The organism is Rhizorhapis suberifaciens, from assembly GCF_014200045.1.
GTDB lineage: Bacteria > Pseudomonadota > Alphaproteobacteria > Sphingomonadales > Sphingomonadaceae > Rhizorhapis > Rhizorhapis suberifaciens.
In genome coordinates, this window is sequence record NZ_JACHOV010000005.1 from 24,893 (window position 1) to 38,310 (window position 13,418).

Genomic DNA, 13,418 nt, shown 5'->3' on the forward strand with positions numbered 1-13,418 from the left:
ATCCTTGCCGGACGCCAGGCCAGAAAGCGCGCCCCTACAGCGCTGCTTCGATAGCTTCCACAATCACCGGCGCGTCCGGGGCAACATCCGGAGCGAAGCGCGCGACGATATTGCCCCCCCGATCAATCAGGAACTTTTCAAAGTTCCAGGTCACTTCCGGAATAGGATTTGGCGCAATACCAAAGCCCGAAAGCTTCTCCCGCATGGCGGCTCCGCCATCCGGCTGTGCGGCCGGAGCGGTGCGGATGAGCTCCGCATAAAATGGATGCTTGTCTTCGCCGGCAACGCTGATCTTGGAGAACATGGGAAATGTGACATCATAGGTGGTGGAACAGAATGTTGCGATATCCTCTTCCGTGCCCGGCTCCTGCCCCGCGAAATTATTGGCGGGAAATCCCAATATTGTGAAACCCTGCTCGTGATAACGTCGATATAGCGCTTCAAGCGCTTCATATTGCGGCGTCAAGCCGCATTTGGACGCAACATTGACGATCAGCGCCACTTGGCCCTCATAATCTCCCAGCGAAGCCTTTTCTCCCTTGATGGTGGTAAGGGGAATGTTGGTCAGTTCCGTCATTTCGCGTCTCCATGGATTGCAGGTCAATTGGATTGCAGGTCAGAGGGTCAGTCCCTGCAGCAATTTGGGCACTTCACCCGATTCACCTCGCGCCTCACTCATAAACCGCTTTTTGAGGGGCGGCAGCTTGCCGATGATTCCCATTCCCGCCCGCCGAACCACGGAAGCGGCACCTCCGGGCAAGCCAAAAAGGCGGATCACGCTGTCGCTGATCCCTGACACCATCAGATTGTCGAGGCTGCGCCAGCGATCATACCGCTTGAGGAGCTGCGCATCGCCAGGATCCAGGCCAAGGCGCATCCCATCGACAAGCACCTCAGTCAGCGCGGCGACATCGCGAAACCCAAGGTTCAACCCCTGCCCTGCCACCGGATGAATGCCGTGGCCTGCATCGCCCACCAACGCCAGCCGCGTATCGATGATCTTGGCACTATGGTGAAAGCCAAGGGGAAAGCTGGAACGCGGCGCCGCCAGTTTGATTTCTCCCAGCAGCCCCCCCATGCGCCGGTGCATTTCAGCGACAAAGGCGCGCTCATTCAGCGAAAGCGTTGCGGCCGCCCGTTTTTTAGGCACAGTCCAGACGATGGCCGAGCGTGTTCCGGGCAGCATCGGCAGCATCGCGAAAGGTCCATCGGTATGGAAGATTTCGAACGCCGTATTCTCATGGGGCTTTTCATGATGAATAGCAGTGATGATGGCTACTTCATTATAGTCCCACCTTGCGGCATTGATGTGCGCCGCCTCCCGCGTGGGGGAGTTACGACCCTCCGCGGCGACCAGCAGCCGGCCGGACAGTAGCGTTCCATTCCCAAGGAACACTTGCACACCCTCTAAGCTTCGTTCAACGCGTTCTGGACGGGCGGGTATGTGAAGAGAAAGCGTTTTGGCTTCCCTTGACGCCGCACGAAGCGCAAGGCGCAGTTCGCGATTCTCGAACATGACCCCCAGAGGATCATCATCTTCATGGGTTTCGAAATCCAATGTGCCGGGTGACAGCCCATCGCTTACCCAGATTCTGCGGATCGGACAGCCTTTGCCTTCCAGGTGCCGGCCCACGCCGATGGCCTGGAGCAAGCGATAGCTTGAGCTGGAAATGGCCGAGACCCGGCCGTCGAAATCCGGCGCGACGGTTTTTTCCGGATCGACAGGATCGACCACGGCACAACTTATGCCATGGGTGTCCAGAGCGAGCGCCAAGGTCATTCCCGCCAGGCCGCCCCCGAGGATAATGACGTCGTTATGTTGCATGTCGCTCCCATCCCGGTACTAAAAATTTGCCCCCTATGTAGGGGGACGGAAGGATCATGGAAAGCGATCCAGCTGGTGGAGCCCCGCTTAATCGGAAGCGAGGCTCCAGCACTAGTTAATACATATGCTGACCGCCATTCAGCGATAGCGTTGACCCGGTGATAAACCCGGCATCCTCTGCACACAGGAAAGCGACGCCGCGCGCAATTTCTTCCGCATGTCCCAAGCGGCCAACGGGGATCTTGGCTATGATTTTTTCAAGCACCGGCTCTGGGACGGCCGCCACCATATCCGTGTCGATATAGCCAGGGGCAACGGCGTTGACGGTGATACCGGACTTGGCGCCTTCCTGCGCCAGCGCCTTGGTAAGACCGTGAATGCCGGATTTGGCCGCAGCATAATTGACCTGGCCATATTGGCCGGCCTGCCCATTAATGGAGCCGATATTGACGATGCGTCCCCAACCCCGTTCGCGCATGCCGGGGAAGCAAGCCTTTGCCATATTAAAGCAACCGCCCAGGTTCACGCGGATCACTTCATTCCAATCATCGAAACTCATCTTCAGCAATATGCCGTCGCGGGTAATGCCTGCGTTGTTGACGACAATGTCCACAGGTCCCAATTCATCGCTGATCTGAGCGCAACCGTCCTGGCAAGCGCCGAAATCTCCAACATCCCATCGATAGCTCTTTATGCCGGTTCTTTCCGAAAAAGCCGCAGCCTTCTCGACATTGCCGGCATAGTTGGCCGCGACCGTTATTCCCATGTCCCTCAGCGCCAGGCTGATCGCTTCGCCAATTCCCCGGGTCCCGCCGGTTACTACTGCTACTCTGGTCATGGGTTTCTCCTTCGACAAAAAGTCAGGCCGCCTTATCGGCGCGGCCACCAGCCGGACAGTTCGCGACCCAGAATCTTGCCATACATGACGATAGCTTCCTCCTCTGCGTTTAGACAGGGGAGGAAAGCGAATTTTTCTCCACCGTTTCGCAAAAAAATCTCCTCCGCCCTAAGGGCAATTTCTTCAAGCGTTTCAATGCAATCGGCGCTAAAGCCGGGAGTCGTTACAGCAATATGACGGACCCCCTGCTTGGCCAGTTGGACGATGATGGCGTCCGTTGCGGGGGTTAGCCATTTGGCTCTTCCAAAACGGGACTGGAAACTCACCATAAGCTCTCGCCCCAACGCCTGGCTCAGCAGCCGTGCGGTCTTCTGGCAATGGCAATGATAAGGATCGCCAAGGTCGAGCGTGCGTTGGGGCATGCCGTGGAAGCTCGCCAGCAGCACCTCCGGCGTGAAATCCAGCGCGGCAAGTTGCCTTTCGATAAGCGACCTCAACGCACCGATATAGGCCGGATCGTCATGATAGGGCGGAAGCGTGCGGATCGCCGGTTGCCGTCGCATGGTTCCAAGCACGCGATAAACCTCATCCTGAACGCTTGCCGTAGTCGCCGCGCAATATTGGGGATAGAGTGGCGCAATGAGGATGCGGTCGCACCCGGCCTTTGCCATTTCGCCCAAGCGGCTTTCGATGGAGGGATTGCCATAGCGCATAGCCCAATCGACGATCAGGTCCTCGCCCATATGAGCTTGCAGCGCCTCTGCCTGGTCGCGCGTGATCGTCGCCAAGGGCGAACCTTCGGGACCCCAAATTTGCGCATAGGCATGGGCCGATTTTTTCGGCCGGACGTTCAAAATGATGCCGCGAAGAATCGGCTGCCACAGCAAGGGAGGAATTTCTATCACGCGCGGGTCGGACAGGAATTGCCGCAGATAGCGCTTCACCGCTTGTGGCTCCGGCGCGTCGGGCGTGCCCAGATTGATGAGCAGCAATCCGGTCTTCGACAAAGGAGTTTGAGGGTGATTGTCAGGAAGCGCCAATTATCATTTTCCAAGCAGGGGAAGCGTTCGGAAACGCTCCCCGGTTACTGTGAACAGAGCATTGGCTATTGCCGGGGCCATGGCCGGCACACCGACCTCCCCCACGCCGCCTGCATCTTCGCGGCTGCGGATAAATTCGACAGTGATCTCTCCAACATCAGCAAGACGCGGCAGATTCAAATCGCCAAGCCGCATTTTCCTGGGCATGCCGCGCCTGTAGGGCGTCACGCCCCCTAGCGCGGACGTAAGTCCGAAAATCAAGCCGCCCTCGATCTGCTGTCGGGCAATGTCGGGATTGACGTGCATGCCGCAATCCACCGCGGCCACGATCCGGCCAACGCTCAACCGGTTTGCCGCCAAGCTCGCTTCGACCACTATGGCGATATGGCTGCCCGACATGCTGTGACAGGCTATACCCTGCCCGCTACCGGCAATTCCGCCTTGCCAGCCGCCGAGCGCCGCCGCCGTAGAAAGGCAGTGTGCAAGACGCGGGTTGTTGCTCAGCATCTGCATGCGGAAAGACATGGGTTCGACGCCGGAAATCTTTGCCAGTTCGTCGATGAAGCATTCGTTGAAAAAGGCCGAGTAATGATCGGCATTGCTCCGCCAGCGACCCGAAGGCAGCCCGACGTCCACTGGATAATGATCTACGGCAAGAGCGCCCATGCTGTAGGCAGGAACAAGACCCGATATGGCCGCCCGCTCTGCCGTCCTACCCCCCCTTGCCCTCGCTTCATGCGGCAGGACGCCGTCCGCCATTCGCGCCCATGTCTCGGTAAGAGTTGAAGGCGCGGCAACTTTGGCGGACCAACCTTCGATAAAGCCGCCGCGTCCCAATTTTGCGGCCATGCGAGCATGAGCGGGGGGACGTGGGCGGTCGTGGATAATATCCTCCGCCCTAGACCAGAGCAGCTGTACCGGCCGGTTCATTTCGCGGGAGATGACTGCCGCCTGCGCGGCCGCTTCGGCCTCCATCTTTCTGCCGAACGATCCCCCGGCAAGCATTGGATAAACCACGACCTCTTTCTCGGACAGGCCGAGCGCCCGCGCCACTGCCGCACGGGTGAAGGCAGGGGCCTGCGTCGCGATCCACACTTCCGCCTCCCCGTCATGGACATGGGCGGTCGCCGCCATCGGCTCCATCGCAAGGTGGAGCGCGGGAGCCACTTGATACTCGCTGGCGACGATCTGCGCTCCGTCGAATATCGCCTCCAAATCTCCTTCATGAACGAAACGTTCGCCCTCACCGCCATCCAGCGCCGCTTCCAGCGACTGTTCAATGAAGCTGTTGTCGATCAGCCGTCCTTCCATGGTGAACAGCGGATCGAGCAGATCAAGCGCCTTGTTCGCTGCCCACCAGTTGCTGCCCGTGACCGCCACCCAGCGTTCCTGCTTGATGACCTTCAGAAAACCCGCGACTTTTTTTGCCTCGGCCTCGTTGAAGGACTTGAGCGTCGCATTGCCGATCGGCCCTTGCCTTATGGATGCGAACACCATACCCGGCAGGCGGACATCGGCAGCATAATTGGCCGATCCGTCAATTTTGGAAGGAACGTCCAGGCGCGGCAGGTCACGTCCTACCAGGTCATCATCTGATTTGGGGCGTAGCGGCAACAGGTCAGGTGCATCATATTCCGCCGCCTCGGCCGCCAATTCGCCAAAGCGCAGCTTCTGATCACCCAGCACGACGAAACCATCCTTCGTGTCGCACGCTTCCCAGTCCACATCCCAACGCGCCGCCGCCGCCTTGCACAGCAGCACCCTGGCTGCCGCGCCCGCCTCACGATAGCTCCCCGCGAACATGCGCAGCGAAGTGGATCCTCCGGTCAGCATCACCGAATTGCGGATGGCATATTGACGCACCGCCCAATCGCCAGCCCTGCCCATCAGGGTGGGCATGTCGTTGCCGAGCCATTCTCCTGCAAGCAGGGTGTTGGCGTATATGGGGCTAATGGGAGCGGGCTGCACCGCAACCGTTCGCCAATCCGCGCCAAGTTCGTCCGCCAATATCTGCGGCAGGACAGTATAAACCCCCTGCCCCAGTTCCGCCTGCGGGACGATTACGACGACCTGTCCGTCGCGCCCGATTTTCAGAAAGGCGTTCATGACATGCTCGCCTTCGGCGGCATTGAGATTGGGCGAATAGCTGCGCGGCCAAAGCGCCCAGGCTATTAAAAGGCCAACGCCCGCGCCGCCGCCGATAACTATGCTTCGGCGGCTGACCCCCCCACATTTTTCGTCATTGCCCCGCACGCGCGTCATGCCGGTGTGATAGAGGGGGAAGCGGCGGGGTGGAAGAGGCGAACTTTCTCGAAAGGAGGATTTTTGATCCCAACGTTCAACCTTCGACCGGCGCTATGCCAAGCCTTGGTATTTCCACCTTCGGGCAACGATTCATCACCACCTTGAGGCCAGCTCTCTCTGCACGCGCCGCCGCATCATCATTGATGACGCCGATCTGCATCCAGACCGCCTTTGCCCCGATTGCAATGGCAGCGTCCACCGCTTCTCCGGCAGCATCGCTCCTGCGGAAAATGTCGACCATATCAATGGGGACGCCGATCTGATCCAGACTGGCCCAAATGAATTCGCCATGCACATGTTCGCCCGCAATCAGTGGATTGACTGGCAGTACACGATAACCCTGCTTCTGGAGGAAAGCCATTACGCCATAGCTGGGCCGCATCGGATCGTCCGATGCGCCAATCATGGCGATGGTGCGCGTTTCACGCAAAAGCTGCGCAATGTCTCCGTCACGGCTCAAGGGCATAAGGCTTCTCCTTTGCGCAACAAGATAGGAACGCAATTGCCGCCTTCCACCTGTTGGGCTCAGCGCCGTCTATTCTCCATCCACCGAGCGACCTTCTCGGCAACCGCCATAAAGGGTGCAGCTTCGGGATCGTCCGAGGCGGCGGGCGGCTCTCCGGCGTCCGAGGCGCGGCGAATGGCGATGTCCAACGGAATACGGCCCAGAAAAGGCATTCCCATGGTGCTGGCCGCGGCTTCGGCTCCGCCCGTCCCAAAAGGATCCGACACTTCGCCGCAATGGGGACAGGCATAGCCCGCCATATTTTCAACAAGGCCGATCATCGGAATATCGGCTTGTTCGAAGAGGTTGACGGCGCGGGTCGCGTCGATCAGCGCCAGATCCTGCGGCGTGGAAACAATGATAACCCCCTCGGGCTTGTGCTTCGACATCATCGATAGCTGCACATCGCCGGTGCCGGGAGGAAGGTCGACGACAAGAACGTCTATGTCGCCCCATTGGGCGTCGATCAACTGAGTGAGGGCATTGCTTGCCATCGGGCCGCGCCAAGCGATCGCCTGGCCGGGCTTGGCCAGCTGACCCATGGACAGCATCGGCACCCCATAAGCGTTGGGAACGGGTACGAGCTTCTTGTCCTCGGCCTGCGGCTTTACTCCCTCGCTGCCGAGTAGCCGGGGTTGTGAGGGGCCATAAATATCGGCGTCGACCAGCCCCACATTCTGCCCCAAACGCTTCAAGGCGATGGCCAGATTGGTCGCCAGTGTGGATTTTCCAACGCCCCCTTTACCGCTTCCGACCGCGATCAGGCGCATAACCTTCTTTTCCGCCGTCATGGCGATCCGCACTTCGTTAATGGCTTCAACGGATTTCATCTGACCGCGAATGCCCGCCTCCAGCACTTCGCGCTGCATGGGACTTAGGCCAGTGACGTCAAGGACAAGGCTCAGTACGCCATCCTTTAGGCGGGTGGCGCTCGTGCGGCCCTTGCCCGCTGTTTGCAGTAGTTCTTCGATGTGGTTCAAGTCAGTCATGGCGGCGGCATAGTGGAATATCGTGGCAAAGGCACTGTTTTTCCATGGCGCGGCTTCCTATACAGGGGGCATGATGAAAATTTCCGGGTGGATGGCGCAGATCGGCGCCGCGATGAGCGAGGGTGGACCGTGGGGCGGGCGCGGAAGCGGCGGTTCGGGGGGCGATGGCGATGAAGGATCGGGTGGCAAAGGGCCCCGTAATCCTTGGAGCCAGCCTCCACGCGGTAGCCGTCAACCTGGCCGAGGCCCGTCCGCGCTCGACGAATTGCTGCGGCGCGGCCGGGAAGGTTTTGGCGGCGGACTGCCGCAACGTCCGGATACCAAACAGCTCTGGCCGATCCTTGCCGTCTTGTTTGTAGTCATATGGATTGCGCTCACCAGTGTTCACCGTATCGGCCCGCAGGAACGCGGCGTGCTGACGCGGTTGGGAAGCTATGCGGGAACGATGCGCCCCGGCATTAGCCTGAGCCTCCCCGCGCCCTTTGATTCGGTCACGGCGGTGGATGTGGAGGAAATCCGGACTATCAACATTCCTTCGGGCGCAGGTGAAAAGCTGGTGCTGACGGGCGATCAGAATATCGTGGACCTCGCCTATTCCGTCCGCTGGAATATTCGTGACGCAGCGCTTTACAAGTTTCAGTTGGCCGATCCCGACGAAACCATCCGCGAAGTGGCCGAGTCCGCCATGCGATCCGTCGTCGCCACGGTTTCACTGAACGATACCATCGGATCCGGCCGCACCGAGATAGAGCAGCGCGTGCAGCAGCGAATGCAGGAAATTCTCGACGACTATCGCTCCGGTATATTGGTGCAGGGCGTCGCAATCAAACAGGCAGACCCGCCCGAGGCTGTGAACGACGCCTTCAAGGAAGTGTCCGCCGCTCAGCAAACGGCACAGACCTATATGAACGAGGCACGCGCCTATGCCCAGCAACTGACCGCCAAAGCACAGGGCGAGGCAGCATCTTTTGACAAGGTGTACTCCGAATATAAGCTCGCGCCGGAGGTCACTCGCCGCCGTATGTATTATGAAACCATGGAAGAAGTGCTCGCCAACGTTGACAAGACCGTTGTCGAGGCGGGAGGCGTCACACCTTATCTTCCCCTTCCCGAAATCCGGAAACGCGCGCAGCAGGCAACGCCTGCCGGCACGGAAGGAGCGCAGCAATGAACAACATCCTGCGCAATCCCATCGCCGCTGCGATATTGGCGATCGTGCTGCTCATCCTGATCGGCAGCACCTTGTCGATCGTGCCGGAAACCCGGCAAGCTGTCATTGTCCGCTTTGGCGAGCCAGTCCGCATCGTCAATCGCTACAAGCCCAATGAAGATTTCGGTCAAACCGGGGCGGGACTCATCGCTCGCCTTCCCTTTGCCGAACAGATCGTCTGGATAGATAAGCGGGTTTTGAGCGTCGAGATGGAGCGCCAGCAGGTGCTTTCGACCGATCAGTTGCGGCTTCAGGTGGACGCTTTTGCCCGGTATCGTATCGTAAATCCGCTGCGCATGTACATTACCGCCGGCAGCGAGAGCCGTGTTTCGGACGAATTGCGCCCGATCCTCGGCTCCGCGCTTCGCAACGAATTGGGCAAGCGGCCTTTCGCAGCATTGCTCAGTCCTGAACGCGGGCAGGTGATGAATAACATCAAGGCCGGACTTGATCGGGTTGCCCGGCAATATGGCGCTCAAATCGTCGACGTGCGGATCAAGCGGGCAGATCTCCCCGACGGCACGCCGCTTCAAAGCGCATTCCAGCGCATGCGGACGGCGCGCGAACAGGAAGCGCTCACCATTCGCGCTCAGGGAGCAAAGCAGGCGCAGATAATACGCGCCGATGCAGACGCAACCGCCGCGCGCATCTACGCCGACAGCTTCGGGAAGGACCCGTCCTTTTATGATTTCTACCGGGCTATGCAGAGTTATCGCATGACTTTCTCACCCAATGCCAAGGGTTCGTCATCGATCATCCTTTCCCCCGACAACGATTATATGAGGGAATTCCGAGGCCGTTGAACAATCGTAACGAATTTTATTCAATGTAGGTTAAGGCAATCAGCGGCATAGGCGAGGGTCCGCTGGTCGCATTGAAGTCGCATCAAATGAGAGGAAATCTTACTGTGCGTTACGCTTACGCAGTCACTGCAGCCCTTCTTTTAGGCGGCACGGCCATTGCCGTTACGTCGCACGACCCCCTCGGCGCGCAGACGGCCCAGAATGAAGGGCCTGCAATGCAGGCAGCCGCCCCACGCGGCGCGCCCATGAGTTTTTCAGCAATGATCGAGCGCCTGCAACCTGCGGTCGTCAACATTTCGACGCGCCAACGAGTGCAGGTCCAAAATCCTTTCGCGGGCACGCCGTTCGGCAATCTTTTCGGCCCTCAGGGCGCGCAGCCTCAGACCCGTGAGGCGCAGTCACTGGGCTCCGGCTTCATCATTTCACCTGACGGCTACGTCGTTACCAACGCCCATGTGGTCTCTGGCGGGACAGCCGGAGCGGTGGTGGATTCGATCACCGTCATCCTGCCCGACCGCAAGGAGTATGAAGCCAAGCTGATCGGACGGGACGTCGCCTCCGATCTTGCGGTGCTAAAGATCAACGCGCGCGGCCTGCCCTTCGTAAAATTCGGGGACAGCACCCGTTCCCGCGTTGGCGATTGGGTCATTGCCATCGGCAACCCCTTTGGTCTGGGCAGCACGGTCACGGCGGGAATCGTCTCCGCGCTTCATCGCAACACTGGGCAGGGCGGCGCATATGACCGCTTCATTCAGACCGATGCCTCGATCAACCAGGGCAATTCCGGTGGTCCGATGTTCGATCTCAATGGCAATGTGATTGGCATTAATTCGCAGATCCTGTCGCCCACGGGCGGGAATGTCGGGATCGGTTTCGCCATCCCATCCGAAACTGCCGTACCCATCATCGAAACGCTGAAGAAAGGCGGATCGGTCCGGCGCGGCTATCTGGGCGTTGGCATCGGTCCCATGTCGGAGGATCTGGCCGAATCGCTTGGCCTGCCAAAGAACCGCGGCGAATTTATCGGTCAGGTGGTTCCTGGTGAAGCTGCCGCGAAGGCCGGCCTCAGGGCCGGGGATGTCGTCGTGAAGGTCAATGGCGAAGACGTTACGCCTGACAACACATTGTCGTTCATCGTCGCCAACCTGCCGCCAGGCACGCGCGTACCGATTGAGTTGATCCGCGACGGCCGTCGGATGAACGTGACCGCAATCGTGGGCGAACGTCCTGCTGAAGAGGAACTGGCCGGCTTTGGCGCCGAGCCGCAGGACGATTTCTCGGATCAGGATCAGCAGAGCAGCCAGCAGGCGGCTCAGCAGGTCCTGGGTGTAGCGGTCACTCCATTGACCCCTGCCATTGCTCGCCAGCTGGGCGTTGAGCCTACATTGAAGGGGGTCGTAATCACCGCCGTAGATCCTTCGTCCGATGCTGGTTCAAAGGGACTGCGCCGGGGAGACATTCTGCTGACGGCCAATAACAGCCCCGTGACGAGCGAGGCCGCTTTGGCGAGCGCTGTACGCGAAGCTCAGCAGCAGGGCCGTAGCGCAGTGCTGCTCCAGGTCCAGCGCGGCAGGGCCCAGCCAGCATTCATTCCGGTTAGATTGGCGAAGAAGTAAGGCTTCAATCGGCGGATCGAAATCGGCGGATGTTCCCGAGAATTGAGGAACATCAGCCGCCTGGACCCTAACTGAGAAGCACGGGTCAGCCGCGCAAAAACGCCCTCAGCTCGTTTGCAAAACCAGTGGGCTGGTCGAACATGATCATATGGCCGCTCGGCCCGATCGGCCGCAGCCGGGCCGTCTTTGCACCGGCATATGCCGCCTGGTAACGCTGCACGACTGCCGCCCGCTGCTCCGCATTGGCCGGCGTGGCGTAAAGGACTGTCAGCGGCGCCTTGATCTTGGGTAAATCGGCTGTGACGTCCAGCTTCGCCAATTCCTGAAGGGCTGTCGCCATGACGTCCGGATCATTGTCAGCCGCATCGGGACTGAACATCCCCATGAGCTGACGGAACATATCGCGACCGCCCTTGGTCCCAGTGAAATAATTGCCCAGCCTGGTCGCAAAAGCGCCCATGCCTTCGGCTGTACCGCCGACCATGCCTGCGCCCGCCGGCGTCATGTCGACGACCATGATCTTACCGACCTGACGAGGGAAGCGGATGGCCAGCAGCATCGCCAGCATGCCGCCCATGCTATGCCCAACTATCGCGGGCTTCTCCAATCCCATCGCAGAAACGCAGCGCGCAATCTCCGCAGCGACGGGTTCAACCACTGCTCCGCTCGCGTTCGCCTCTGCAGCCATTCCGGCAAAGCCCTTCACCTGGATGAGATGATAGCGATAGCCCGGTACGGCAGCGACGCTTGCCTGCCAGATGGATGATCCGGATCCCAGGCCCGGGATTAACAGCACATCGGGTCCTGTGCCTTGCGTTCTCACACTGATCCGGCGTGAGGAGAAACTCGGTGCGGCCAAGCTCTGTACGGGGCAAAGTGCCGTAACGCTCAATGCCAGCATTCCGGCCAGCAATTGCCGGCGGTCTCTGTGGATGGAGTACTGCTCAAATTTGTTCATTACCGTCATTTTAGCTCCCCAGCTTTAACCTGCCCTGACTGCCGATCACTATGGTAGCGGCCGTTCAACGTTCACCTTCCGTCCACCGCTTCTGTGGAATCATTCGTCGCAAATATGGCATAATGCCGACTCGGGACGCTTAGAAGTTTCGGCAAGTGCGGGATGCGGGCAGAGGAATATTCGTGTTGCAATATAGTTCGGTAAAGCGGTTGCGGCGGACGTCAGGATTCAGAAGCGGGGCTGCCTTGGCCTTTGGGGCGATGCTTGCCTCCTGTTCCAGCGGCATCATTCCCCCAGCATCAACTTCCCCCGTCGCCAGCCGTCCTGTTGCTCCGCCTCAGCGCATTCCCCAATATGATCCACGCAGCCAGCCATCGCCCGCCCTTGTCCGGATCATTCACGACCTAGGCCGCGACTTCAACGGCGATGTGGGCATAGCCGTGCAGCGCGTGGATGCCGGCTGGGTTGTCGAACATAATGGCCACAAGCTTTATCCGCAGCAAAGCGTGTCAAAGCTTTGGGTCGCAATGTCGCTGCTGGATGCGGTAGATCGCGGCAAGCTGAAGCTTAGCGATCCCACGGTCATCCAGAGACAGGACCTCACCCTTTTTCATCAGCCGCTGGCCGCCATGGTCGATGCGGATGGGTATCAAACCACTTTGTCCGATCTGCTCGGTCGCGCCATGCAGCAGAGCGACAATACGGCGAACGACAAGCTGCTTCGCACCATAGGCGGGCCGGATGCGATCCGCGCCTTCCTCGGCAAGAATTTCATCGCCAACATCCGCTTTGGTCCCGGCGAACGGCTGCTGCAAAGCGCCGCGGCGGGACTTGACTGGAACCAGAGCTATTCGGTCGGCCGGAACTTCTATTCGGCGCGGGCCAACTTGCCGCGGTCGGTGCGCGAAAAGGCGCTAGACCGATATCTGGCCGATCCGCCCGATGGCGCAGCGCCGGCGGCTATTGTGGGCGCATTGGCAAAGTTGAGGCGGGGCGACCTGCTTTCGCCTTCCTCCACACGCCTGCTGCTCGCCACCATGCAGGAGGCCAAAACCGGACCGCAGCGCGTAAAGGGCGGTGTCCCACCGGGCTGGACCTATGCCCATAAGACCGGGACGGGCCAGGAACTTGCCCCCCGCTCCACCGGCTATAACGACGTAGGCATCATGACTGCGCCTGACGGAACCAGCTATGCAGTGGCAGTGATGATCGGCAGCACCACTCAACCCATTCCCAAGCGCTGGGAACTGATGCAGGCGGTATCCCGCGCCGTGGCGGCCAATCACGATCGGCGTTGATGGAGTAGATCGTTGTCTTTTCGGTAGATGGC

At 59.7% G+C, this 13,418-nt stretch carries 12 protein-coding genes; 4 read left to right on the forward strand and 8 right to left on the reverse strand.

The genetic code is table 11. The annotated features are described in order from the left end of the window. Positions 1 to 34: 34 nt before the first annotated feature. The 7 genes from HNQ99_RS07380 to HNQ99_RS07410 all read right to left on the reverse strand — a co-directional run bounded on the left by HNQ99_RS07380 (position 35) and on the right by HNQ99_RS07410 (position 7,501). On the reverse strand, positions 35 to 577 hold the full coding sequence (locus HNQ99_RS07380; RefSeq protein ID WP_184475009.1) for a glutathione peroxidase: 543 nt from the start codon (positions 575 to 577) through the stop codon (positions 35 to 37). A gap of 39 nt (positions 578 to 616) precedes the next feature. After that, the gene (locus HNQ99_RS07385) at positions 617 to 1,825 is read right to left on the reverse strand and encodes a UbiH/UbiF/VisC/COQ6 family ubiquinone biosynthesis hydroxylase (RefSeq protein ID WP_184475010.1); all 1,209 of its coding nucleotides are present in this window, start codon (positions 1,823 to 1,825) and stop codon (positions 617 to 619) included. Between the two features lie 115 nt (positions 1,826 to 1,940). Continuing rightward, a complete protein-coding gene (phbB, locus tag HNQ99_RS07390; protein ID WP_184475011.1) occupies positions 1,941 to 2,663 on the reverse strand; it encodes an acetoacetyl-CoA reductase in 723 nt (240 codons plus the stop codon). A 32-nt stretch (positions 2,664 to 2,695) separates the two neighbouring features. Then, entirely contained in the window at positions 2,696 to 3,703 is a 1,008-nt protein-coding gene (hemH, locus tag HNQ99_RS07395; RefSeq protein ID WP_184475012.1) for a ferrochelatase, read from the reverse strand. Between the two features lie 3 nt (positions 3,704 to 3,706). Then, the gene (locus tag HNQ99_RS07400) at positions 3,707 to 5,965 is read right to left on the reverse strand and encodes a xanthine dehydrogenase family protein molybdopterin-binding subunit (protein ID WP_184475013.1); all 2,259 of its coding nucleotides are present in this window, start codon (positions 5,963 to 5,965) and stop codon (positions 3,707 to 3,709) included. Positions 5,966 to 6,041: 76 nt separating this feature from the next. Beyond that, the gene (locus tag HNQ99_RS07405) at positions 6,042 to 6,473 is read right to left on the reverse strand and encodes a CoA-binding protein (RefSeq protein ID WP_184475014.1); all 432 of its coding nucleotides are present in this window, start codon (positions 6,471 to 6,473) and stop codon (positions 6,042 to 6,044) included. A 59-nt stretch (positions 6,474 to 6,532) separates the two neighbouring features. Then, positions 6,533 to 7,501, reverse strand: a complete 969-nt coding sequence (locus tag HNQ99_RS07410; protein WP_184475015.1) for an Mrp/NBP35 family ATP-binding protein — start codon at positions 7,499 to 7,501, stop codon at positions 6,533 to 6,535. Between the two features lie 70 nt (positions 7,502 to 7,571). On the opposite strand from HNQ99_RS07410, the gene hflK reads away from it, so the two are divergent. The 3 genes from hflK to HNQ99_RS07425 all read left to right on the forward strand — a co-directional run bounded on the left by hflK (position 7,572) and on the right by HNQ99_RS07425 (position 11,130). Then, the gene (gene hflK, locus HNQ99_RS07415) at positions 7,572 to 8,672 is read left to right on the forward strand and encodes an FtsH protease activity modulator HflK (protein ID WP_184475213.1); all 1,101 of its coding nucleotides are present in this window, start codon (positions 7,572 to 7,574) and stop codon (positions 8,670 to 8,672) included. Beyond that, entirely contained in the window at positions 8,669 to 9,514 is an 846-nt protein-coding gene (hflC, locus tag HNQ99_RS07420) for a protease modulator HflC (RefSeq protein WP_184475016.1), read from the forward strand. Before hflK ends, hflC begins: the two co-directional genes overlap by 4 nt. A gap of 104 nt (positions 9,515 to 9,618) precedes the next feature. After that, entirely contained in the window at positions 9,619 to 11,130 is a 1,512-nt protein-coding gene (locus tag HNQ99_RS07425) for a Do family serine endopeptidase (protein ID WP_184475017.1), read from the forward strand. Positions 11,131 to 11,215: 85 nt separating this feature from the next. Here the strand turns inward: HNQ99_RS07425 and HNQ99_RS07430 are convergent, their stop codons facing one another. Then, positions 11,216 to 12,097, reverse strand: a complete 882-nt coding sequence (locus tag HNQ99_RS07430; RefSeq protein WP_246414780.1) for an alpha/beta fold hydrolase — start codon at positions 12,095 to 12,097, stop codon at positions 11,216 to 11,218. Positions 12,098 to 12,348: 251 nt separating this feature from the next. Here HNQ99_RS07430 and HNQ99_RS07435 point away from each other — a divergent pair, with 251 nt between their 5' ends. After that, positions 12,349 to 13,386 (forward strand): serine hydrolase, encoded by a 1,038-nt coding sequence (locus HNQ99_RS07435; protein WP_184475215.1) that lies wholly within the window; start codon positions 12,349 to 12,351, stop codon positions 13,384 to 13,386. The last annotated feature ends 32 nt before the right edge of the window (positions 13,387 to 13,418 follow it).